Source organism: Kitasatospora sp. CB02891 (assembly GCF_002803145.1).
Taxonomy (GTDB): Bacteria; Actinomycetota; Actinomycetes; order Streptomycetales; family Streptomycetaceae; genus Kitasatospora; species Kitasatospora griseola.
Window position 1 is genome coordinate 224,444 of the sequence record NZ_NNBO01000001.1, and the last position, 22,277, is coordinate 246,720.

20 protein-coding genes are annotated in these 22,277 nt (G+C 70.4%); 9 read left to right on the plus strand and 11 right to left on the minus strand.

Annotated elements, in window-relative coordinates:
• Positions 1 to 16: 16 nt before the first annotated feature.
• From CG736_RS01105 to CG736_RS01115, 3 genes are all read right to left on the minus strand, one after another.
• Positions 17 to 769 carry a carbon-nitrogen hydrolase family protein gene (locus CG736_RS01105; protein ID WP_232733718.1) on the minus strand — a complete coding sequence of 251 codons (753 nt, stop codon included), beginning with the start codon at positions 767 to 769 and terminating at the stop codon, positions 17 to 19.
• 94 nt (positions 770 to 863) lie between these two features.
• Positions 864 to 1,436, minus strand: a complete 573-nt coding sequence (locus tag CG736_RS01110) for a chloramphenicol phosphotransferase CPT family protein (protein ID WP_232733719.1) — start codon at positions 1,434 to 1,436, stop codon at positions 864 to 866.
• A 60-nt stretch (positions 1,437 to 1,496) separates the two neighbouring features.
• Positions 1,497 to 2,825: an MATE family efflux transporter gene (locus CG736_RS01115; protein WP_100584240.1), complete on the minus strand. Its 1,329-nt coding sequence runs from the start codon at positions 2,823 to 2,825 to the stop codon at positions 1,497 to 1,499.
• Positions 2,826 to 3,692: 867 nt separating this feature from the next.
• Between CG736_RS01115 and CG736_RS01120 the strand changes: the two genes are divergently transcribed.
• Positions 3,693 to 4,694: a GNAT family N-acetyltransferase gene (locus CG736_RS01120; RefSeq protein ID WP_100584241.1), complete on the plus strand. Its 1,002-nt coding sequence runs from the start codon at positions 3,693 to 3,695 to the stop codon at positions 4,692 to 4,694.
• Positions 4,695 to 4,896: 202 nt separating this feature from the next.
• Here CG736_RS01120 and CG736_RS01125 read toward each other — a convergent pair whose 3' ends face one another.
• The gene (locus tag CG736_RS01125) at positions 4,897 to 5,667 is read right to left on the minus strand and encodes a spermidine synthase (protein ID WP_369879713.1); all 771 of its coding nucleotides are present in this window, start codon (positions 5,665 to 5,667) and stop codon (positions 4,897 to 4,899) included.
• Positions 5,668 to 5,929: 262 nt separating this feature from the next.
• Between CG736_RS01125 and CG736_RS01130 the strand changes: the two genes are divergently transcribed.
• A complete protein-coding gene (locus CG736_RS01130) occupies positions 5,930 to 6,883 on the plus strand; it encodes an alpha/beta hydrolase (RefSeq protein ID WP_232733802.1) in 954 nt (317 codons plus the stop codon).
• 132 nt (positions 6,884 to 7,015) lie between these two features.
• On the opposite strand, the gene CG736_RS01135 is transcribed toward CG736_RS01130, so the two are convergent.
• From CG736_RS01135 to CG736_RS01150, 4 genes are all read right to left on the minus strand, one after another.
• Positions 7,016 to 8,098 carry an AI-2E family transporter gene (locus CG736_RS01135; protein WP_100584979.1) on the minus strand — a complete coding sequence of 361 codons (1,083 nt, stop codon included), beginning with the start codon at positions 8,096 to 8,098 and terminating at the stop codon, positions 7,016 to 7,018.
• Between the two features lie 533 nt (positions 8,099 to 8,631).
• The gene (locus CG736_RS01140) at positions 8,632 to 9,348 is read right to left on the minus strand and encodes a glycerophosphodiester phosphodiesterase (protein WP_100584244.1); all 717 of its coding nucleotides are present in this window, start codon (positions 9,346 to 9,348) and stop codon (positions 8,632 to 8,634) included.
• A gap of 197 nt (positions 9,349 to 9,545) precedes the next feature.
• Positions 9,546 to 9,959 carry a molybdopterin-binding protein gene (locus tag CG736_RS01145; protein ID WP_198520312.1) on the minus strand — a complete coding sequence of 138 codons (414 nt, stop codon included), beginning with the start codon at positions 9,957 to 9,959 and terminating at the stop codon, positions 9,546 to 9,548.
• A gap of 174 nt (positions 9,960 to 10,133) precedes the next feature.
• A complete protein-coding gene (locus tag CG736_RS01150) occupies positions 10,134 to 11,459 on the minus strand; it encodes an ROK family transcriptional regulator (protein ID WP_198520313.1) in 1,326 nt (441 codons plus the stop codon).
• Between the two features lie 85 nt (positions 11,460 to 11,544).
• Between CG736_RS01150 and CG736_RS01155 the strand changes: the two genes are divergently transcribed.
• Positions 11,545 to 12,738: an MFS transporter gene (locus tag CG736_RS01155; RefSeq protein ID WP_100584245.1), complete on the plus strand. Its 1,194-nt coding sequence runs from the start codon at positions 11,545 to 11,547 to the stop codon at positions 12,736 to 12,738.
• A gap of 217 nt (positions 12,739 to 12,955) precedes the next feature.
• Here the strand turns inward: CG736_RS01155 and CG736_RS01160 are convergent, their stop codons facing one another.
• Complete coding sequence (locus CG736_RS01160) at positions 12,956 to 13,600, minus strand: class I SAM-dependent methyltransferase (RefSeq protein ID WP_100584246.1); 645 nt, start codon at positions 13,598 to 13,600, stop codon at positions 12,956 to 12,958.
• A gap of 257 nt (positions 13,601 to 13,857) precedes the next feature.
• Here CG736_RS01160 and CG736_RS01165 point away from each other — a divergent pair, with 257 nt between their 5' ends.
• Positions 13,858 to 14,760, plus strand: coding sequence for a deoxyribonuclease IV (locus CG736_RS01165; RefSeq protein WP_100584982.1), 903 nt, complete (start codon positions 13,858 to 13,860; stop codon positions 14,758 to 14,760).
• 141 nt (positions 14,761 to 14,901) lie between these two features.
• Complete coding sequence (locus CG736_RS01170) at positions 14,902 to 15,717, plus strand: TVP38/TMEM64 family protein (protein ID WP_100584247.1); 816 nt, start codon at positions 14,902 to 14,904, stop codon at positions 15,715 to 15,717.
• A 92-nt stretch (positions 15,718 to 15,809) separates the two neighbouring features.
• Here the strand turns inward: CG736_RS01170 and CG736_RS01175 are convergent, their stop codons facing one another.
• Positions 15,810 to 16,178, minus strand: a complete 369-nt coding sequence (locus CG736_RS01175) for a YrdB family protein (RefSeq protein ID WP_100584248.1) — start codon at positions 16,176 to 16,178, stop codon at positions 15,810 to 15,812.
• Between the two features lie 250 nt (positions 16,179 to 16,428).
• Here CG736_RS01175 and CG736_RS01180 point away from each other — a divergent pair, with 250 nt between their 5' ends.
• The 4 genes from CG736_RS01180 to CG736_RS01195 all read left to right on the plus strand — a co-directional run bounded on the left by CG736_RS01180 (position 16,429) and on the right by CG736_RS01195 (position 20,043).
• Positions 16,429 to 16,764 (plus strand): DUF664 domain-containing protein, encoded by a 336-nt coding sequence (locus CG736_RS01180; RefSeq protein WP_232733720.1) that lies wholly within the window; start codon positions 16,429 to 16,431, stop codon positions 16,762 to 16,764.
• A gap of 406 nt (positions 16,765 to 17,170) precedes the next feature.
• Positions 17,171 to 17,566, plus strand: coding sequence for a cell division protein SepF (locus CG736_RS01185; RefSeq protein WP_157815346.1), 396 nt, complete (start codon positions 17,171 to 17,173; stop codon positions 17,564 to 17,566).
• 300 nt (positions 17,567 to 17,866) lie between these two features.
• Positions 17,867 to 18,421, plus strand: a complete 555-nt coding sequence (locus CG736_RS01190; protein ID WP_100584249.1) for a TetR/AcrR family transcriptional regulator — start codon at positions 17,867 to 17,869, stop codon at positions 18,419 to 18,421.
• The gene (locus CG736_RS01195; RefSeq protein WP_100584250.1) at positions 18,418 to 20,043 is read left to right on the plus strand and encodes an MFS transporter; all 1,626 of its coding nucleotides are present in this window, start codon (positions 18,418 to 18,420) and stop codon (positions 20,041 to 20,043) included. Before CG736_RS01190 ends, CG736_RS01195 begins: the two co-directional genes overlap by 4 nt.
• 55 nt (positions 20,044 to 20,098) lie before the next feature.
• Here CG736_RS01195 and CG736_RS01200 read toward each other — a convergent pair whose 3' ends face one another.
• Positions 20,099 to 21,766 (minus strand): alpha/beta-hydrolase family protein, encoded by a 1,668-nt coding sequence (locus tag CG736_RS01200; protein WP_198520315.1) that lies wholly within the window; start codon positions 21,764 to 21,766, stop codon positions 20,099 to 20,101.
• Positions 21,767 to 22,277 lie beyond the last annotated feature (511 nt).

The following is a 22,277-nucleotide window of genomic DNA, read 5'->3' on the forward strand; positions in this document are numbered from 1 at the left end:
GGCCCTCCGCCCGTCCTCACTTGCTCATCTCCACCTCCAGGTCGGCCACCAGCAGCTTCGGCCCGGTCTCGTCCGCCTCTGCCACCAACGTCCCGTCCGGCGCCCAGGCAGCACTGCCGCCGCAGCCCGTCCACGGTCCGGCGACGCCGACGTGATTGGCCAACATCACGTGCATACCGGTCGCCTTCGCGATCGATGGATGCACTGTCCGCCGCTCTTCCCGCCCGCCCCCGGTGCCGTACAGCGAACTGGCGAGATGCACCTGGCACCCCAGCGCCGCATTCCGCTCAACCACTTCGGGAAAGTGGTTGTCGAAACACGTGGCGAGTGAGTATCCGACCCCGTCCAGCCAGAACCTGCCACCGCCGCTGCCTGCTGTGAACACCTCCTGCTCGTTCTCGTACAGATGCTCCTTCGCGTACGTCGTCACCAGAGCTCCGTCCGGCCCATACACGGTGCTGACGATCTGCGGCTGATCCTCGGGCCCCGCGGCAACGCCATTGACCACCACAGCTATGCCGAGGCCGCGCACCGGATCGAGTCGCGCATCGTCCGACTCCGTCCACAGCCGCCGATCCGCGGCGATCATCGCCAGCTCGTATCCGGTGAGGCACAGCTCCGGCCCGAACACCACGGCCGCACCGGCCTCCCGTGCCTGCCGCGCCAGCGCCGTGATCCGTCCGACGTTCGCTTCCACGTCTCCCGGCGCACACTCGAACTGCGCCGCCGCCACCCGAACCTGCCCAGGCCCGCTGTCCTTGTCCGCCACCCCGGCACTCCCTTTCTTGACCAACCGCCACTGCCGACCCTGGCTCAGCCTAAGGTCTCACTGCCCCTTCACCGCCTGTCCCGGATCGCGGGTGCTACCGTCCTGCGCCTGCCCGGAGACGCTCAAAGGCGGTCGAGCCCGACTGGTTCGGAAGAAACGCTTTGATCTGCTCCGCGCATTCACGCGGCGAGCACGCCCCGCTGTCGCATTCGAGGTCGTAGTCGCCGTGCCGGTGCACCAGGTCGTGCTGCTGGGCTGCCAGACCGGATGGCCGGTCACCCCGCGCGGTCTCACGTCGCGTCAGTTCCTGCACGTCGCAGCGGACCCCGACGAACAGGACTTGATAGGGACTGAGGACGTCCAAGCAGTCCGCAAGCCGCCATGGTTCACTCAGGACGTGGTCGACGATCACGCTGTTGCCGGCTTCCGCCATCGCAGCGATCGATCGGTGGAATCCCATCCTGGTTCGCTTCAGCGCTTCGTCGAACTGGGCCTGCTCCATCGCACGCTTGGTCCGCATGGCGTTGAACATGTCGACGCCGAGATGGAACCAGACCTCATCGTCGAGAATGTCCAGCAACTCATCCGCGATGCTCGACTTCCCCGAACTGGACGTGCCGTTGAGGAAGATGATGCGTCCCGCTGTCTCACCCATGTGACCACCCATGCCGCTCTCCGTCTCCGTACCGCCCCGGAACCCGATGCTCGGTGCGCCCGTCAGCCGTCCTCAGCCGCGACGTATCAGGAACCGCGCACTGAACCAGAGGCTGACGAACCCCAGCAGGTTCCCGGCCGCGGTCAACCTTGCCAGATCACCGCTGGTCACCTGCCCCGGTATCAGAAACGCCGCGGCCACCATCAGCGCGAAGTACACCGCGTTCAGTGTGAACGCCAGGCCGGCCCGGCCGATCTGTTCCAGATAGGTCAGCAGCGCCAGTGTTCCGCCGAACAATGCCAGGGTCGGCCCGGTCCAGGCGAAGTACTCGGCTGTCACTGCAGCCGTCGCCCGGTCGCTCGTCAGAGCCCCGGCTATCTCTCCCCGGAACAGGAAGACACCCGCACCGATCACCAGGTACGGCGGGAGGGACAGCCGCAGGGTTGTGGTCAGGCCGGCAAGGCTGATGCCCCGTCGGTTCTCACCCGGCGTCAACGTCACGGCGATTGCCGCGCCCGAACCGATCGCCAGAGCGACCACCATCACCAACGAACTTGCCATCTGCCCGAGACTGAACCCCGCAACCTCGGTGGGCCCGGCGGACTGCAGTACCGTCAAATATCCGAGCGTGGCCACCGAGAGCAGCAGGAACGTGGCAGCAACCGGCGCGCCGAGTTTCCAGACCTCCCCGGCTGCCTGTCGATCCCCTCGAAGCACAGGCCACCCGAGTCCCTTCCGCCTCAGCACAATCGCAGTGGCTGCCCCCACGAGCACTGTGGCCGGCAGGCCCCCGATCGGGACGGCCAGAACCCCGAGCCCGGTCGCCCAGTGGAGCACGGTCATTCCCGCGATGGAAAGGACGGTGAACGCGACGCCGAGCCAGGCAGCTGCCCCGGTGAATCCGAGGCCCCGCAGCACTCCCGCCCCCAGGTAGGGGATCAGGCCGACAGCGCTGCTCACTGCGGTCGCGACGATGAACACCATCACCGGCCGCTGCTCGTCCGATGCCACCCCCAGCACTGCCAGCACGGCACCAGGTGCCACTGCCACGACTGCCGCCTGAAGCAGTAACAGGCTTCCGCCTGCGGCAAGGAAGGTTGGAACGGACTTGAGCGCCTCCCGGTGTCGACCGCTGCTTGCCGCACGACCTGCCGATACCTGTGCGGCGACCACCAAGCCCTCCGTCACGGCCAACGCGAGATACCCGATCGGCGTGTAGACCGAGCGGACGTAGAGAGCCTCGCCACCCAAGCGCCCCAGAAACGCCACCGTCCAAGCCTGGAGCACCAGACCTGCGGCAAGCCCGACCAGGATCGACCCGGCCAGACCCACCGTCGGTGCGCTCAGCCCATGCGCGGTTGACCCGCGGGATACAGGCTCCGCGGCAAATTCCACGACCACTGCTACCTCCTAATTCTTCTGAGATTTCCCTGCCGACCGCCGATGCCACCGGCGCGGCCGACCGTAGCGAGGTTTTTCGAACAATTCAACATTTAAATTCCTCTCCTATCAGAATGAACATCAGTCCGCTGCCATCTGCACCCACAGGCTCGGCCTGCGGAACCCTCGACACCGATGCGGGGACGGACCCGATGACCATCGGAGCCGAGACGCCCCTTGCGCGGCGGGGAGATCCGGTCCACCGCAACCAGAGTCGGGTTCGCCCTCGGCGGCCGCACCCGACCCCGGCGCCACGGCGGGACACCTCGGCCACTCTTAGCAGCCGCTACCTGCCAGCGTCGGCCTTCCAAACCGCCCACTCATCGACCGACACCTCCCCTTGGATCCGACACCGCCATGGGCATTTCTACCTTCGCCAGATCGACGCCAACCTCCCCAGTCGCCAATATCTCTGGAACCACTCTTTCGAGTAATTCACCGTAACCTGCCCGTTTGTCGGGTGCACCAGACCGCCAATCCTGCCTTTGCGTCGCGGCCAGCCGCCCCGACCGCTGGTTTCCGGGATCGCTCAGTGCTCCCGAAAGAAGTTCCGGAAAATAATTTGCGGACCATCGGCCGGTCTCTCTAGGATCCGGGGCACTGACGGTGGATCAGCTCCACCGACGGTCTGGCATTGACCCATTGGCGAACTGGCACTGCAGCACACTGTCAGGTTTCGAGAGGAGGTCCCGTGGTGGTGCCGATAGTTCATCTCCCTCCCACGGCGCACCCGACTCGCGCGACCGCCTGATCCGTCTCCACTTCCACGGTCATCACGCGTCGCAACGATCGGGCTCGCCTCCTACCCTTCCCCGTCCCGGAGGCACTGTGATCTTCCGTCCGATCGTTTCCCAAGAGCTTGACGCTGTCCTCTCCTGCATTCAGCTCGACCCGTCCACCATGGTCTCCGCCGATGTCGTCCGCGCCCGGCTTGCCGAGGGCGAGTACCGTCCGGAGTGGATCTGGATTGCCGAGGCACGACCCGAGCGAATGCCGTTGGTGGTCGCCGTTTGGTGGGGCATGCCCGGCGATGCTCACCCCCGAAGCCTGGACGCCCTGTTCATCACCGGCGCTCCATCGGCTCTCACCACTCTCGATGCGCAAGGTTCGCAGCCGTCCCCGCTCTCCGGTGGCGCTCACACCGCAGCTGCCGCTCTCCTTGCGGCCGCCCATCGGGTCTTCGCCGCAGACGGCCTCGCTGTCCCGCCGGACTACCACCTGTTTCTGCCGCCGACCTGGCGTGGTCAGCCCGAGGCTGCCGCAGCAGTGGAGTGGCGTCGCGAAGCAGCGAAGGCGGCCGGCCTTCGCCGTTCCACCGAGCGTCTCCGCTTCGAGTGGACTGCGGAACGGCCGGTGCCCACCCTGTCGGACCGACTGGTGTTCACACCAGAGCCCGACGACGAGGTGTTCGTCGATCTCTTCCGCCGAGTCCTGCCCGGCAGCCTGGACGCAGCCACCACACACGAGGCGCTGCTTCTCGGGCCGGAGGAACAGGCCCGGAACGATGTCGCGTTCTACCACCACGACATGCTCGGTGAGCGCTCCTGGTGGCGAATAGCTCGAACGTCCAGCGGGCAGGTGGTCGGCTTCGGGATCCCGTCACGCAACTCCACTGCGCCTGTGGTGGGCTATCTCGGAGTCCTTCCCGAATTCCGCGGACGGGGCTTCGTGGCCGAGATCCTCGCCGAAGTCACCAGAGTCCTCGCCGACGAGGCCAAGGAATCCGTCGTCCGTGCCGACACGGACCTCACCAACCACCCCATGATTGCCGCCTTCGAGCTGCTCGGCTACCGCGAAACAGCGCGCCGCCTCGTTCTCTCCGCGGACTGATCAGCTCACCCGTATCCGGTCCGCTTGGCCAGCCATGTCTGCCATCGGCTGAACGGCACGCCCACACCGCCGCCATCCGGCGTTCCGTTCAGCCGATGCCCGCCCCGGCCAATTCCTGACCAGCCGTCCCGTCTTCCAGGGAATGGAGCGCGCCATCAAGTACGACTTCCTGCACAGCACCCCGCGAGGGCCGCTGTCCGGCTCAGCTCAACGAAAACGCCCCAGCGGGTGGGGGCGGCGATTCCTCCGCGGTCGCATCCGTGACCGGCTCGGACGCCTGCTGCGGCGATTCCGTCAGGCGGGCAGGGAAGGGATCGGAGGCGAGCAGCCGACTCAACTCCCCCGTGGGCAGCGGCTCGTCGGAGCCGATCAGCAGAACATTCCCGTACCGTCGGCCGCGCAGCACGCTGGGCTCGGCCACCAGGCAGACGTGGGCGAAGACGGCAGCAACGGTCGCCGTCTGGGCCTTGGCGAATGCGAGTGGCGGACCATCTGCGAGGTTCGCTGCGTAGCACCCACCGGGCCGGAGCGTGGCCGCGGCCAGCCGGACGAACTCCACGCTCGTGAGGTGCGCCGGCGTCCGCGAGCCGCGGAAGACGTCCGCCACCACGACGTCGAACGTCCCCGGCGCCACGGATTCGAGCGCCGACCGCGCATCGCCAACCACCACGTCGATACCGGACGACCAAGGGAGGTGCTCCGCGATGAACTCGGTCAACGGCCCGTCGACCTCGACCACTTGCTGCCACGAGCCGGGCCGAGTCCGGGCCAGATACCGGGGCAGGGTGAGCGCACCACCACCGAGATGCAGGACGTCGAGCGGCTCCCCCGAGTCTGCGACCACGTCCAGCAGGTGGGCGATCCGCTGCACGTACTCGAATTCGAGGTGCGTGGGGTCCTGGAGGTCGACATACGACTGCGGGGTGCCGTCGAGGGTGAGCAGCCACCCGCCCTCGTCATCGATGTCGGGCATCAACTTGGCTGTCCCGAGCGCCACCTCTCGCTCCACGGGGCGCGGGTCGGGAGGGCCGGCGGTCGGCCCGGTCATCGGGCAGGCCTCCGGAATGCGACGGGGCAGAGAACGATCGACGAAGGGACAACCATGCGGGCAGCTTAGGCCCGACCAGGGCAGTCTTCCCAAACCGAGCGATCTACCGACCGGTATGGTCGCGGAGGTGGACCACCCCGGACGGCCCCGGGGCGGCGTTGCAGAGCAGGAAGTGGGTGTGGCTGACATGGAGTTCCGCGAAGACATCCTGGGTGCCCCGTACGAAGCGGCGAAGCTCCCTCTGATCCCGGACGAGGAAGGGGAAGTCAGTGCCACGCTGATCCGCAGGCTGGTTCCGGGATCCCGTCAGGCGGTGCTGTACCTGCACGGCTACACCGACTACTTCTTCCAGACTCACCTCGCCGACCATTTCACCGCCGCGGGCTATTCCTTCTACGCCCTGGATCTGCGCAAGTACGGCCGATCGCTTCGACCCCACCAGTCCCCCAACTTCGTCACTGACCTCACCGCCTACGACGAGGAACTGGACGAGGCGATCCGCGTGATCCGGGAAGTCGACGGCCACACCCGGGTGCTGATGAACGGGCACTCCACCGGCGGGTTGGTGGCGGCGCTGTGGGCGTCCCGGCGTGGAGGGCGTGGGCTGGTCGACGGCCTGTTCCTCAACAGCCCGTTCCTGTCGATGCCGGCCTCGGCCGTGGTTCGCACCCTCGGGGCGCCTGCACTCGATGCCCTCGGTAGGGCCACTCCCACCCGGAAGCTACCGACATCACTCAACCCGCACTACGTCCACAGCCTTCACCGGGAGCACCGCGGTAGCTGGGATTTCGACCTCACATTGAAGCCGGCCGAAGGCTTTCCGCTCTATGCCGGTTGGCTGGCGGCGATCCAGCGCGGACACCGCACGGTCCGACGCGGGCTCTCCGTCGGCTGTCCGATCCTGATGATGGCCTCCACGGCGTCCACCGTCACCAGCCGATGGGATCCCGCACTGATGCACACCGACGGGGTCCTGCGTGCCGACGACATTGCCGCGCTCGCACCACGTCTCGGCCGACACGTCACCATCATTCGCGTTGAAGGCGGTGTCCATGACCTCGTTCTCTCGTCCGAGGCTGTCCGGGCGCAGGTGTTCGCCGAACTGGACCGTTGGCTCGCCGCCTACTTCCCCGCTCCCTGACCGTCTCACCACCGCCGGGGGCAGCTGACCGATACTGCCCCTGCAGTGCCGCCAGCGACCATCCGCCGGGCGCCCCACCACCTGGGCCTCGGACGGGACGCCCGCCACTGATCAACGATCGGATTCGACGCTTCAGCTCTCAGGACTTTGACTCTCGGAGCGGTGTCGTCTGCGACGGTTCGTCGGCGCCCCAGGCGTCTTCGCACTGCCGCGAAGTACCGACACCACGCCGAGGCCGGCCGCACTGACCGGAACGGCGAGGAGGGCTCCGATGATTCCGGCGATCCCGGAGCCCGCCACCACCGCAATCATGATCGTCGCGGGGTGGAGCTCGACGGTCCTGCTCTGAATGACCGGCTGGAGGACGTTGCCTTCGATCGCCTGCACCGCCAGCACCACACCGAGCGCCCAGAGGGCAGTACCGAGGCCGCCGTTCGCGAGGGCCACGAGTACCGCCACAGTTCCGGAGAGAAAGGCTCCGACGAACGGGATGTAGGACCCCATGAAAACCAGAGCGCCCAGTCCGGCCGCGCCCGGGACACCGAGGAGCAGCAGTCCGATGGAGATGAACGTCGCATCGATCAGCGCGATCAAGGTGGTGCCGCGCATGAACCCGGCCATGGCCGCGAAAGCCTGCTGACCGCAGGCGATCACCGTGTCGGAGTGCTTGCCGGGCATCAACTCGTGAATGGCGTCACCGAACCGGTGGCCATCGCGCAGGAAGAAGAAGATCAGGGCGAGGGCCAGCACCCCTCCGGTCAGCAGTTGAGTGACCAGGCCGAGTCCGGACAGCACACCATTGGCGAGGGAATCCACCAGATTGCTTCCCGAACCGGCGCTCTGACGGAGCGCGTACTGGATTCTGTCGCCGAGCGGTCCGAGCCATGAGGCGATCCGGTCGCCCGCCTGCTGAAGTCCGGCGGCGATCTGCGGAGCGCTGTCCACCAGGGAGTTGACGAGCAGTGCGATGCCGCTGGTGACGACCAGCACCAGAGTCGCACAGGTCAGTCCGGCTGCCGCGCCGCGGCTTACGCCGCGGTTCACCAGCCATGGCATGACCGGGTAGAGCAGGGCGGTGGCCAGTAGCGCGACCAGCATCGGGATGGTCGCCGCCCTGAGTTCCACGACCACGAACACCGCGAACCCGGCGACGGTGATGAGGAGAATCACCGCCGCCGACCAGGCAGCGGCCGCACGAACGGACGGCGGCAGCATCAGGGCCGGCCTCCGATCGTCCGACCCCGCCATGCGGGTTGCCACTGCTGTACCCGTTCCCGACGGGCCCTCAGTACCTATGGAGGTGTTCTCACTTGATGTCGATCGTCCACCGGATGCGGGCGCCTCACCGGCGGGACCGCGGTCACCCTCGGCCCGCTCATCGGAGACAGGACCGTCGGCCCGTCCTCCGCCGGCCGCACCGGCTCCGGCACCTTCGGCTGGACCTGCATGTCCGCCAGCTGATCCGCTTCGGCCGGCCGACCCCGGCGCACCGGGGTGGTCATCCGAGTCTGCAGCCGACGGGCCACGATCCGAGTCGTTCACGTTGGGCTGCTCGGAGCCTCCCCGGTCGCCGGACGGCGTCTGCGGCTCGGCATGGTCGTTCGATTCGTGTGGTTCCGGAGAGTCGCCCGTTGCCACCGCCACCTCCGCCGCCGGAAAGCCGCCATGATCGTCTTATTTCAACACGAAACGGTCATCACGGCTGGCAGTCACCTGCTCTGCGGCGCGCCGCTGGAGATGGTGGCGTCTCACGAGGTTCGTCGGGCGTCGGGGTGCTGGTCGATCGTGCGGCGCAGCAGGGCCACCCGGTTGGAGGTGAGCGAGTCGACGCCGAGGTCGAGCATGCGTCGCATCGTCCTGCGCAGGTCGACGGTCCAGGTGGCGAGGCCGAGGCCGGCGTCGTGCACGGCCGCGACAAAGCGCTCGTCGACCAGTCCGAAGGGAGGGTTGAGGTAGCTGGGGCGCAGCTCCTCCAGCAGTCGCTGCTTGGGCAGTTGAAGTCGGTTCCAGGTCAGCGAGATCTCCGCCCGGGGCGCGAACTCCCGCACGGCGAGCATCGCGGCGACCGACCCGCAGAAGGCGACGCGGTCGGTCAGGTTGAGGTCGCTGACGGTGCGCCAGGTCGCAGCGGCAGGCCGGGCGTCGTCCAGATCGATCAGCAACTGTCGGCCGTCGGTCTGCGCGACGACCGGCAGTACCTCGGCGAGCGTGGGGATCCGCAGGCCGGGCGTGGCCAGTTCCGCGAGCTGTTCGGAGGTCACGCGGTTGATCGGTCGCGGGTCGTTCCAGAGCCGTTCCAACGTCTGATCGTGGAGCAGCACCGGCACGCCGTCCTTGGTGAGCTGGACGTCGACCTCAACGGCGTCCGCTCCCGCCGCGAGCGCGGCACTGACCGCCGGCAGGGTGTTCTCGCGGTGCTGGTACGGGTCACCACGGTGGGCAACGGCGCGCACGCGGCTCTTCAACGGGGTCGTCCTCTCGCACAGTCGGGCAACTCACACCACGGTCCGCCTCGCCGACGGTTGGCCGCAGAACTCCGCATCCTAGGCGGCTTCGTTTCGCCGCTGCGCAGGCACCTCCGATACCTGGTGGCGGCCGTCGCATCCGGCTTGCCCGGGAGACTGGCAGACCTGCAGCGGCGACGCACCGACCGGGCAGTGGGTCAGCGGCGCTCGACGACGACGTTGGTCGACTTGATGACGGCGGTGGCGGGGGCACCGGGAACCAGTCCGAGCTCCTCCGCCGAGTCCCGGCTGATCAGCGAGACCACCCGGAACGGTCCGGCCTGGATCTCCACCTTCGCGGCCACGTCGCCCAGCACCACCGCGGTCACAATGCCGGGGAACCGGTTCCTCGCCGAGGAACGCCCCTCCGTCTCGCTGTTCTCCGGGCGCGCCAGCTCCCGGGCGAAGGAAGCGAGTTCGGCGCCGGCAATGATCCGATGGCCGTGCTCGTCACGGGTCGCCGACAGGCGCCCGGCGTCCACCCACCGCCGCATGGTGTCGGCGCTCACCCCCAGCATGGAGGCTGCCTCGCCGATGCGGTACGGATGGACAGGCCGGTCGGGGATGGCCATGGATGCAGCTCCTGGGCGGCTCACGGAAAGCGGGGCAGACCCCGTCATCCTGCCGTACCGGCAACCGACCGCATACACACCCCACCACCGACGGTCCTCGACCGCGCGACCCGACGACCCGTCAGCTGGACGGAGCGCCGGTCCTCGGCCCGCTCACCTGCCGCGGCCGGAGCCTCACTCGCCTCCGAACAGTTCGCGGCGCGCCGCGTCACCGGCGGTCAGCACCGCGCCGGCGAGCACGGCACCTCCGCCCGCCGTGCCGGCACGGACTTCGGTGGCGAGCGGAGAGAGCCGGGCGAGGTGGCGTTCGACCCGGGCAGCCAGTTCGGGGCCGCCGGCCTGGCCGATCTCGCCGCCCAGCACCACGCAGCCGGGGTCGAGCACCACGCAGATGGCGGAGGCTCCGATCGCGATCCGTCCGGCCAACTCCTCCAGGAAGGCGTCGGCTCCACTCTGGACAGCAAGGCGCACGAAGGCCTCGGCACCGGGCGCCGGCCCGTCGGGCTCGGCGTGCAGTCCGTGGCGGGCGCCGAGTTCACAGATCGCCGCGCTGGAGACCAGCGAGTGGAACCCGCCGTCGCACCGGGTGGCGTCCGGCAGGCCGACGGTTCCGGGGACGGGCAGGAACCCGATCTCGCCGGTACCGCCGGAGGCCCCGCGCCGCAGTCGGCCGTCCAGCACCACCGACGCGCCGACGCCGTGGCTCAGCCAGATCAGGGCGAAATCCTTCCGGCCCCGGGCTGCGCCCATCCGATGCTCGGCGATCCCCGCCAGGTTCACCTCGTTCTCGAGGATCACCTCCGTCCCGGGGCGGGCCCGCAGGGCGGCGAGCAGCTTGCTGTGCCACTCTGGCAGTTTCCCGGAGTTGTTGAGTGCGCCGCTCGCCGGGTCCACCAGGCCGGGTGCGCCGACCGCTACGGTGTGCAGTTCGCGGGCACCGGCCTCGGCGGCGGTCGCAAGCAGGACGTCGACGGTCCGCTCCACAAGCAGATCGCCCTCCCCCGCCTCACCTCCTGAAGGGCCGGTCGCCCCCGCGCCGACCTCCCCAACCGCCCCGAGCGCCCGAACCGGCCGGTCGGTCACAACAGTTGCGACACCCGAAGCAGCCTCGCCGGTCGGCAGCCGGCCCGGCCCACCGGGCTCGCCTCCCGTCGGTGCCGCGATGGTGGCCGTGCCGAGGGTCCGCCCGGTCAGGTCGGCGACCACCAGGCTGACACCGGTGGCGCGGATGTCGATTCCGGCGAGGTGCGCGCGATCGGCGACCAATCCGTACAGGCGGGCATTGGGGCCACGGCGGAGCGCGGCACTCTCCCCGGCCTGGGCGACCAGTCCACTGCGCTGGAGCCGTTCGAGCAGGTCGGCGACAGTGGGTCGGGAGAGTCCGGTCAGCGTGCGCAGGTCGGATGCGGTGAGCGGGCCCCGTTCGAGCAGCAGGTCGAGGGCGAGCCGGTCGTTGATGGCCCGGGCGGTGCTCGGCGTGGCGGTGCGAGCGGTCGTCATGAGCCTGCATCCTTCCAGAGGTTTCTATCAGGCAGGGTCCCTGATAGTTTATTGCGAATCCGATCGACCCAAGGGGGAGCCCAGCATGGGCGAAACTCTCAAGGATGTCCGGCGCGCAAGACTGAGCGTGGCGCTGGTGTTCGCCGTCCACGGTGCCGTCACCGGCACCTTCGTCAGCCGCATCCCGTGGATCAAGGACCAGCTGGATCTGAGTCCCGGCCAGCTCGGTCTCGCCCTGGTGTTCCCGGCCATCGGCGCCTCGATCGCCATGCCGCTGGCCGGTCGCATCGTGCACCGCTTCGGGGCCCGGGCCGCGCTGCAGGGCCTGCTCTCCCTGTGGTGCCTCTCGTTGGCGCTGCCGGCGCTCTCCCCGAACCTGGTGGTTCTCTGCCTCTCCCTGTTCTTCTACGGCGCGACGGCAGGCATGTCGGACGTAGCGATGAACGCCCAGGGCGTCGAGGTCGAGGAGCGGCTCGGCCGCTCGATCATGTCGGGTCTGCACGGGATGTGGAGCCTGGGCGGTCTGATCGGCTCCGGCTTCGGTGTGCTGGCGGCGCATCGGCAGATGGACGCCCGGATCCAGTACGCGGTGACGGCGCTGATCCTGGTGCTGATCGCCCAGGCCGTGTCGCGCGGCGTGCTCGACGTCCGGCCGACCGACGCCGAGGAGGCACCGCCCCGCTTCGCGCTGCCGCCGAAGGAAGCGCTGGTCATCGGGCTGGTCGGCTTCTGCGCCGTCTTCGCCGAGGGTGCCTCGATGGACTGGAGCGGCGTCTACCTTCGCGACATCACCGGTGCCTCCGCATCGACCGCCGCCGCCTGCTTCACGGCCTTCGCCGCCACCATGGCCACGGCCCGCCTGGCCGGCGACGCGGTGATCCGGCGCCTCGGCCCGGTGCTCACGGTGCGGATCAGCGGCGTGGTCGCCGCCGTCGGCGGCGTGCTGGTGGTCCTCTCCCACACTCCGTACCTGGCCATCCCGGGGTTCGCCCTGATCGGCATAGGCATCGCCGTCGTGGTCCCGCTCGCGTTCGCCGCCGCCGGACGGGCCGGCACCAACCCGAGCCAGTCCATCGCCGGTGTCGCCACCATCACGTACACCTCCGGCCTGGTCGCCCCGGCCGTGGTGGGTGGCATCGCCCAGGCGAGTTCGCTGACGGTCTCCTTCGTCGTCGTCACCCTGCTGGCGGCCGCACTGATTCCGTCCGCCACGGCCATGCGCCACCGCAACTCCGCGGGCTCCACGACCCCGTCCGGCTCCTTGGAGCCCACCCGCTGAGACGGTCCGACCGGGCCGCCGCTCGCACCACCGAAAAGGCCACCGGCACCACCGGTCGAGTCATCTACCGACGCCGCCGGGTGAGGAGCAGGAGAACCGATCCTGCCCCTCACCGCGGGCGCGCCCAGGCCTGAAGCGCGCCCGCAGTCCCGCACGCCCGGGCCAGGGCCCGGATCAGCACCGGCGGAGGCTCAGCTCACCCCAGACGTTCAACGTCTCAGTCCGTCCGGCGCTGCGTCACCCGCCACAGTCGGCGCGGCAGGTCACCCTCCTCGAACGGCTCGACCTCGGCCGGAGTCCAGCCGTCCGCCAACCGGTCCACCAGCTCCCGCGAGAAGAAGTGCACGGCGAAGCCGCCCTGCTCCCAGATGTCGTCGCCGTGACCGGTCCCGGTCCCGAAGTGCGCATCGCCGGTGTGCCGCACGGTGTACAGGAGCACACCTCCGGGCCGCAGCACCCGCCGTACCTCCCCGACCAGCGCCTCCAACTCGGCCGTGGACAGCGCCATGCAGAACAGCATGTGCGCGTACACCACGTCGACCGATCCGTCCGGCAGGCCCAGCGGTCGGCGGACGTCCTGCACCAAGGTGGTCACCGTCAGGCCGTCGGCGGCGGCCCGTGCGGCGAGCTGGTCGAGGCCGACGGGGCTGAAGTCGGCCGCGGTCACCGTGAAGCCCTGGCGGGCGAAGAACAGCGCGTCGCGTCCGTGTCCGGCGCCGAGTTCCAGCACGTCGCCCCGGGGCGGGAACACCGTGGCGGCATGCGCTGCCGACTCCGACGGCTGGTCCCCGTACATGCCGGGGTGGGCGGAGTACGTCCGCTCCCAGTGCTCGCGCTGTGCCCGCGCCAGTGACTCGTCCATCTGCCTTCGCCTCTCCGTCCCGTCGTCTGCCCGTGAACCACTCGGTCGAACTCGGCCACCCGCCAACCGTCCGGCGAGCATCCTCGGGCCGACTCCGCAGAGCCGCCCCGGCCGCTCGACAGACCCGCCCGGCCCGCTCGGAAGGCCTGTCCGGCAGGCCCGTGCGAGCTCTGCCGAATGGCCGACCGCCGGGAGAGAAAGTCCGTCGGCGACCCCGGTGACCTGCTGGTCCATCCTGCCGTGGGATGCTCGGGGCCATGAATTCCGCCCCACGAAACCCGATCGGCGCCCATGTTCCCGTGGCCTGGAAGGGTCTGGTGGGGACGGGGCTGGCCTACGCCGCCAAGGTCGGTGCGGAGGCGGTGCAGGTGTTCGTCGCCAACCCGCGCGGGTGGGCCACTCCGGCCGGGAATCCGGCGCACGACCTGGCGTTCCGCACGGCGTGCGCGGAGCAGGGCATCCCGGCGTACGTCCACGCGCCCTACCTGATCAACTTCGGCTCCGACTCGCCGGCGACCCGTGAGCGTTCGGTCGAGTCGCTGACGCACTCACTGCACCGCTCGGCGGCGATCGGCGCGCTCGGCGCGGTGGTTCACACCGGTTCGGCGCTGTGCGGTACCCGGGAGGAGGCGCTGGCTGAGGTTCGCGCGCAGGTCATGCCGATCCTGGACGGCCTCGATCGGTACGGGGACGACGCCCCGTGGCTGTTGCTGGAGCCGACGGCCGGCCAAGGCAGCTCGCTGTGCGCCCGGATGGAGGATCTCGCCGCCTACCTGGACGCGCTCGACCACCACCCACTGGTCGGTGTCTGCCTGGACACCTGCCACGCCTTCGCCGTCGGCCACGACCTGGCCGCCCCCGACGGGGTCGACGAGCTCTTCGAAGCCCTGCACCAGGCAGTCGGCCCGGACCGGCTCCGGCTGATCCACGCCAATGATTCGCAGGACGTCGCGGGCGCTCGCAAGGACCGCCACGAGAACATCGGCGCCGGTCACATCGGCGCCTCCGCCTTCCGGGCTCTGCTGGCGCACCCGGCCACCGCCGGCGTCCCGCTGATCATCGAGACCCCGGACGGACGCCACGACCCCGACCGCGTCGAAGGTGTCCGGCATGCCGCCGACATCGCCCTGCTGAAGCAACTGCGCCGCCCCACCGTCTGAGCCCGCACCCGCCGACGCCGCCCACGGGTTCCGCCCCCGCCCGGCCGGGCCCACCCGTCCGCCGCCGCCCGCCCGGGGCCGCGCACCGACTACCGCACACCCTCGCCGGACCACCACGACGGCCCCGGTTAAGCTCGCCGGGTGCCCGCCCCGCAGCCGACATCCGGCCCCACCGCGCCGCTCCTCGTCCATGCCGACGGCGACACCGACGTCCGCACAGCCGCCACCAGCGCCACCACAACCGCCGCCGACACAACCCCCGCCACCAGCACCGTGACTCCGACCGCGGACGCCACCCCGGCCAAGGCCGCTCCGCACCCGCGCGCGCACCGCCACGCGCTGCTGCGCCTCGGTCTGCTCGCGGCCGTCCTCGCGGCTGCCGCGGCCTCGCTGCTGCTCTGGGATCCGACGGCGGTGCTCGCGGCGGCGACCGGTCCGTGGCGGATGCCGATCGCGCTGGCGGCCTACGCCTTCGGCACCGTCGCATTCCTGCCGCGCCCGGCGTTGAACGCGGGAATGGGCCTGCTGTTCGGTTCGCTGTGGGGCGTGCCGCTGGCGATCGCCGGTTCGGCGCTGGGCGCGATCGTGGCGTTCACGCTGGGCCGGTCGCTCGGCCGGGACGCTCTGCGGCCGCTGGTGCGTGGCAAGGTGCTGATCGAGATCGACCGCCGGCTGTCCGAACAGGGTTTCCGCAGCGTGCTGCTGGTGCGGCTGTTCCCGGGGGCGCCGTTCCAGGCGGGCAATTTCGCCTGCGCGTTCTCGAGGGTCCGGTTCTGGCCGTACCTGGCGGCGACCGTGCTCGGCGTGGTCCCGACCACTGCGGCGTACGTGATCGCGGGGGCGAGTGCGAGCTCGCCCGGGTCCCCGGCGTTCCTGATCTCGGCGTCGGTGATCGCCGCGATGTGTGTGTTCAGCGCCGTCTCGCTCTGGCGCGCCCGCTCCCGCCGCACCACCTGACCGCCCGGCCACTGTCCGCCGCACCTCGATGCAAGAGCTGGACCGGCGACCGGAGCCAGGGCCCGTGCCGCCTCACGGACGCCGACGCCGGCCTACCGCTCGATCGCCGGCGACCATTCGCCGACCAGCCACAGCCACACCGTGTTGACGATCATCAGCACGCCGAGCCCGATCGCCCAGCTCGCATGGCCGGTGACCGCCAGCAGGACGACCGATCCGCCCCAGATCAGCAGTTGCACGCCGTACCAGGCCACCGCCGAGTCGCGCACCGGCCGTCGCGGTGCGGCGTAACGTCCCCACAGCACGGCCGCGGCCACCGGCAGCACCAGCGCGATCAGCACGCGTACCGCCACGAGTGCACCGCCCCACAGCCCGTAGCCGCCGACCGCCAGTGCGACCAGCGAGGCCAACTCCAGCAGCAGACGTAGCGTCAGCTGCACCCCCGTCATCACCTTGCGCACACCCACACCCCACCCGCATCAATCAGCAGTGAAAATCCGATCATCGCACCACCCCGTGCGCCCACCCGGACCAACTCAGCCCGAGCCGCCGCCCACCTGAGAACAGCTCGCACACCCCACCACCCGTCCCCCACCATGACGGCATGACGGACACCAACGCCTCCCCCAAGTGCGAGGGGCTGACGTCGGACCAGCTCCGTGAACGGTCCTGCCCCCGTCCCCGATGTCACTGTTCGGGCTGATCCCACACATGGCGGAGGTGGAGCGGCACTGGTTCCGCCGGTACCTGAACGGCGAGACTCCGGAGCCGGCCGACCGGTACTGGTCCGACGCGTTCCCGGACGGCGACTTCGACCTGGTCGACGACGCGGATCCGGTGGCCGGCACTGCCGCCTGGCAGGAGGACGTAGCCTGCACCCGTGCCACGATCGAGGGTGTGTCGTTGGACACCGCGGCCAAGCGTCCGTGGCGCGGCAATGAAATGACACTCCGTTGGATCCTCTTCCACCTGGTCGACGAGTACACCCGGCACAACGGCCACGCCGACCTGCTGCGCGAACGGATCGACGGCACGATCGGCGAGTGACCCCACCGGGCTCCCGACGCACAGACGTACGCGACACGCCCAACAACACAGACGAGACGAACGCCACGCGCGACACGCGGCCCCGAGGACAGAACCGGGAGCCCGTGGCCCAAAACCAACCCCATCAGGTGAAGCCGTTACATGATTGTTGACACACAGTCAACTGTCCTCCGGCCGCCACCGATAGTGTCATCGCGCGCAACCGTTCACCGACCGCCGGCGTCGTTACGAATATCCGGGTAAGCACGGATTTTCGCCCACGCCACAACCCGTCGGGTGAGCGCGTGCGGGCACTTCTGCGGTGATCAGTGCGATACTCGGACAGTTCCAACAAGTGGATGACGTGTCAAAACGACCCGTTGTCCTCCGGGGGACGAGTACGGAACGAGACAGGGAGGCGCGGCTAATGGGAGCACTTCGCGACGAGCACCACAACGGGTGGCTTATGCCCTCCGGCAGCTACCCGGCCGCGATGTACGAGGAAGCGTGGGACGGCGAGGAGACGCTGCCGGGCGGGCAGATCGGGCCGTCCAAGATCGTCTCGCTCCGGCCCACCGGGTTCGAGGCCGCCCGCACCGTCGGCGAGCACATCCGTGCCGCCACGCCGGTGGTCATGGACCTGACCGAGATGAACGACGCCGAGGCCAAGCGGATGGTCGACTTCGCCTCCGGCCTGATCTTCGGCACCCGCGGCGGCATCGAGCGGATCGCCCGCCGGGTGTTCCTGCTCACGCCGGCGGACGTCGAGGTGATGGTCATCGACCGCCCGCTCGACGAGACCGGCTTCTACAACCAGAGCTGAGCCCAGCCGGCGGCCCACCGACCCGACCGGCCGCCACGGCACAGCCCCACAGCACGTCACCCCCGAAGACCCCGCGCCCCGCGCGGGGTCTTCGGCGTGCAGGCACCCCACACACGCCCCGGAAACCCGCACTACCCCAAGAGCCCGCACCACCCCCGGAACCCGCACCACCTCAAGAGCCCGCGCCACCCGCCAAAGGCTCCCGCCACCCCCGAGAATCTGCACCACCCCCGCCCCCCCCCTTGAGACTCCCACCTCCAGAGTGAGACATCAATGTCTCATCTGCGCTATGCTGCTCTCATGGCTACCGACCGCGACTCCGTCCTCGAGGCAGCCGTCGGCGTCCTCTCCCGACGCCCGACGGCACATCTCGACGAGATCGCCCGCGCCGCCGGCATCAGCCGCGCCACCCTGCACCGGATCTTCCCGGGCCGGGAGGCGCTGATCCGTGAGGTGGGCGCCCTCGGCCTGCGCCGGTTCTCCGCCGCGCTGGATGTCGCGCAGGTGGAGGAAGGCAGCGCCGAGGCGGCGTTGCGTCGACTGGTGGACGCGGTGGTGCCGGATGCCGCACTGTGCGCGTTCCTGGCCGGTGAGAACCAGCTGTACGACGATCCCGAGATCAATGACCTGTGGGAGCTCCAGGACGCCCGGGTCCGCGCACTGTTCCTGCGCGGGCAGCAGGAAGGGACGTTCCGGGTCGAGCTCTCGGCCGGCTGGCTCAGCGAGGCGTTCTTCGATCTGGTGGCCGGCATCGGCTGGGCCGTCCAGGAAGGTCGGCTCGCCCCTCGCGAAAGTGCATTCTCGCTCGCCGAGTTGTTCCTCGGCGGCGCTCTACGGAGACCTGATACCCCATGAGTTCCCCCCTCGCCGTCCGCCCCGACCACACCGGGGCCGGCCGGTCCGACCACCGCCGGTCCGGCCACCGCTGGACCGGTCTCGGCGTCCTCGTGCTCGCCGTCACCCTGGTGGCGGTGGATGCGACAGTGCTGTCCCTCGCCATCCCGTCGATCACCGAGACCCTCCGCCCGTCCGGCACCCAGCTGCTCTGGATCGGCGACGCCTACTCCTTCGTGCTGGCCGGCCTGCTGGTGTCGATGGGTGCGCTCAGCGACCGGCTGGGGCGCAAGCGGGTGCTGCTGGCGGGGTCGGCGGCGTTCGGCGCGGCCTCGCTGCTGGCGGCGTACGCGCCGAGTCCGGGCTGGCTGATCCTGGCCCGGGCGCTGCTGGGTGTGGCGGGTGCGACGATCATGCCGTCCACGCTGTCGTTGATCCGCGCACTGTTCCCGGACGCCCGGGAGCGGGCGACCGCGATCGGCATCTGGGGTGCGGGCGCGACGGCGGGTGCGGCGCTCGGCCCGCTGGTGGGCGGGGTGCTGCTGGAGCACTTCTGGTGGGGGTCGGTGTTCCTGCTGAACCTGCCGGTGATGGTGCTGCTGCTGGTGTTCGGCGCCTGGCTGCTGCCGGAGTCCCGCGATCCTCGTCCGGGCCGCTGGGACATGCCGAGCGTGCTGCTGTCGATGGCGGGCGTGATCGGCGCGGTGTACGGGATCAAGGAGTTCGCCGCGCACGGCCTGGCCTCCTGGACCACTCCGGCGACGTTCGTCCTGGGTGCGGCCGCCCTGGCGCTGTTCGTACGGCGTCAGCTCCGTCTGCCGACTCCGCTGCTGGAGGTCCGGCTGTTCCGTGACCCGCGGTTCACGGCGGCGGTGGTGTCCTCGCTGATCAGCCTGATCGGGCTGTCCGGTGTGATCTTCTTCATGTCGCAGTACCTCCAGCTGGTGCGCGGCTACTCGCCGCTCTCGGCGGGTGTCGCCGAACTCCCGGCCTTCGTCGGCTCGGTGGTCGGCGGTCTGCTGACGGCCCGGCTGGCGCGGCGCGCGGGTGCGCGCCGGGTGCTGACGGTCAGTCTGCTGGTGATGGGGCTGGGCATCGCGGTGCTGGGCCTGATCCGGGTGGACAGCGCCTACCTGCTGATCGGCTCGTCCTTCCTGGCGCTGGGTACCGCCGAAGGCGTGGTGTACACCCTCTCCTCGGACCTGGTGCTGGGCACCGCCCCGGCCGACAAGGCGGGCGCCGCCTCGGCGGTGTCGGAGACGGCGTACGAGCTGGGCGCGGCGCTGGGCATCGCACTGGTCGGCTCGGTCGTGACGGCCCTGTACGCGGGGTCGCTCACCGTCCCGCCCAACACGGACCCGGCGCTGGCCGACCAGGCCGGACAGTCCCTCGGCGGCGCGGTGCAGGCCGCCGCGACCCTGCCGGGCGACCTCGCCGGGCAGCTGCTGACCAGCGCGAACAACGCCTTCGTCCACGGCATCAACATCGCCGCCTGGGTCTCGGCCGCCCTGCTGCTGACCTCCGCCGCCTTCGCCCGCCACCTCCTCCGTCCCCGTGACAACAACGACACCGGCACCAGCACCGGCACCACTCCGACGGCCCCCGGCCTCCCGGAGGCCCACTCCGAGCCGGCGCACCACTGACGCCCCGTCCGACCCTCCGTCCGACATCGCGTCCGACATCGTGTCGGCCACTGCGTCAGGGCTGCTCCCGCAGGTACGCCACCAGCCGTTCGGTGTCCTGCGGGGTCCAGCCGTCGGGCGGGACGATCCGGGACCAGGCCTCGACCGGCATCAGTCCGTATCGGTGCCCGTGCCCTTCGGGCACCGCCTCGGACGCCGCCAGGTCGCAGGTGACCTGCCAGAACGTCACCACGGGGTACCACCGCATGGTCGGTGGGACGTCGTGGGCGCGCTGCCCGTTCAGCCAGGCGGGTCGGCTCCAGATCAGCGCGGGCTGCCACCACACGACGGGGTCGCTGCCGTTCTGCAGGTAGACCACCCGGGGCTGCGGCCAGGGCGCGTCGGGGATCGCGAAGTCGGAGGTCTGCTGCGCGAAGCGCACGGTGCGGCCGTCCTGGTAGACGGGCCGCCAGACGGGGCTGCCGGGCGCCCGCCCGTCGGTGATGGTCTTCCGCAGCGGATTGTCGGGGGTGGGGCCGACCAGCAGCGCCCCGCCGGTCTCCGCGGTGAGCTGGTCGACGCCGCCGGGGAAGGCCCGTTCCACGGCGTACGAGCCGAGGCTCTCGCCGGCCACCAGCAGCCGGGGGCGACTGTCGGCGGGCAGCTGCGACCAGTGCGCGTGGACGGCGTCGTACAGGGCGCGGCCGGCCTCGCTCGCCTTGCCTTCCGTCAGGAAGGAGATCCAGCTGGGCAGATAGGAGTACTGGAACGCGACTTCGGCGCTGTCGCCGTCGTACAGGTACTCGGGCGGTTGGGCGATGCGTTCGTTGACCCAGCCGCTTCCGGTGGTGCCCAGCACCACCAGGACCTTCCGCTGGAAGCCACCGGCCCGGTCGAGTTCGGCGACGGCGCGCCGGGCCCGTTCCTGCAGGACGCGTTCCGGGTCGGTGAGGCCGATCCCTTCGCCGGAGCGCAGGCCGACATAGGCCCGGACGGGATCCTTGGCGGGACGTCCGGTGAAGCCGGAGATCCGGGCGGCGGTGGGGGCCTGGCCGACGAAGTCGCGGCCCTTCGCGCCGAGGCTGTCCCAGCTCTCGTACGAGTCCGGACTGCCGGAGAGGGTGGGGAGCTCCGGCCGGACGATGCCGGGGCCGGTAGAGCGGTCCGTCAGGGCGGCGCCGCGTTCGGCGAGGCCCAGCAGGCCGCGCAGCAGGAAGCCCTGGACGAATCCGACCACCAGCACGGCGGCGAGCGCGGCGGCCCCGGCGGCGGCCGCCCAGCCGGGGACGGCGGGGGCGAGGATCCGCCGCAGCGTCCGGGTGCCGAGCCGGACGGCCCGCGCGGCGAGCACCAGCAGCGCACCGAGCAGCAGGGCGACCGGCAGCACCAGCGTCCACTGCCACCAGCCGATCCGCGGGTCGAGCCCGACGGCCCGACGCGCGTCGCCCTGCCAGCGCACGCTCCAGGCGGTGATCGCCACGACGGCACCGCCGCCGACTCCGGCCAGCAGCCACCACCCGGCGCGCCGCACGGCCGGCGAAGGCAGCAGCCCGCACCGGCGGGCGACCAGGCCGAAGAACGCGCCGAGCCCGTAGCCGAAGAACGCGGTGATCGCCCCGGCGGTGGCCTGCAGGAGCCAGGGGCGGGGCAGCAGCGACGGCGTGAAGGACAGGCAGTAGAACAGCACCGCCCCAACCAGCGCGCTCCAACTCGGCGTGCGCCGCACGATCCGCTGCTCCCCCACTGCCCACCACCTCCCCTCGTCGCACGCCGTCACCCGTCGAGCCCCGGCCACCCGTCACCCATCACCCATCACCCGTCAAGCGCCGATCACCGGTCATACGTATCTCGCCGTCACAGCCGTAGATCTGACGGACCGTCGGACTCCCCCCAATGGCGCAGCGCCGCTGGCCCGGGAGGTTGCGGGGCTCCGACGATGGGGACGGAGGGCGGAGCGCTGGTTCCGCACGTCCTGGTGCGGGCCGACGGCTCGCCGGATCGACCGCGGCGCGGAGTGGCCGGCGCGGTTCTGAGCGAAAGGGTGCAGCGCGATGCGAGACGCGGATCAGAACAGTTCCGCCCGGGAACCGAGGCCCGTCGATCCACCGGCCTTCACCGAGGCAGAAACCCCCACCACCCGACAAATCCGGCAGCACGCGCCCCGCCGACCGCTGCTGCGCCAGGGCCGGGTGGCCCCGCCCGTCCGGCAGGCCCGTCCCGGGCGGGGCGGTGCTCGGCGGGCCGGCGCTCGGCGG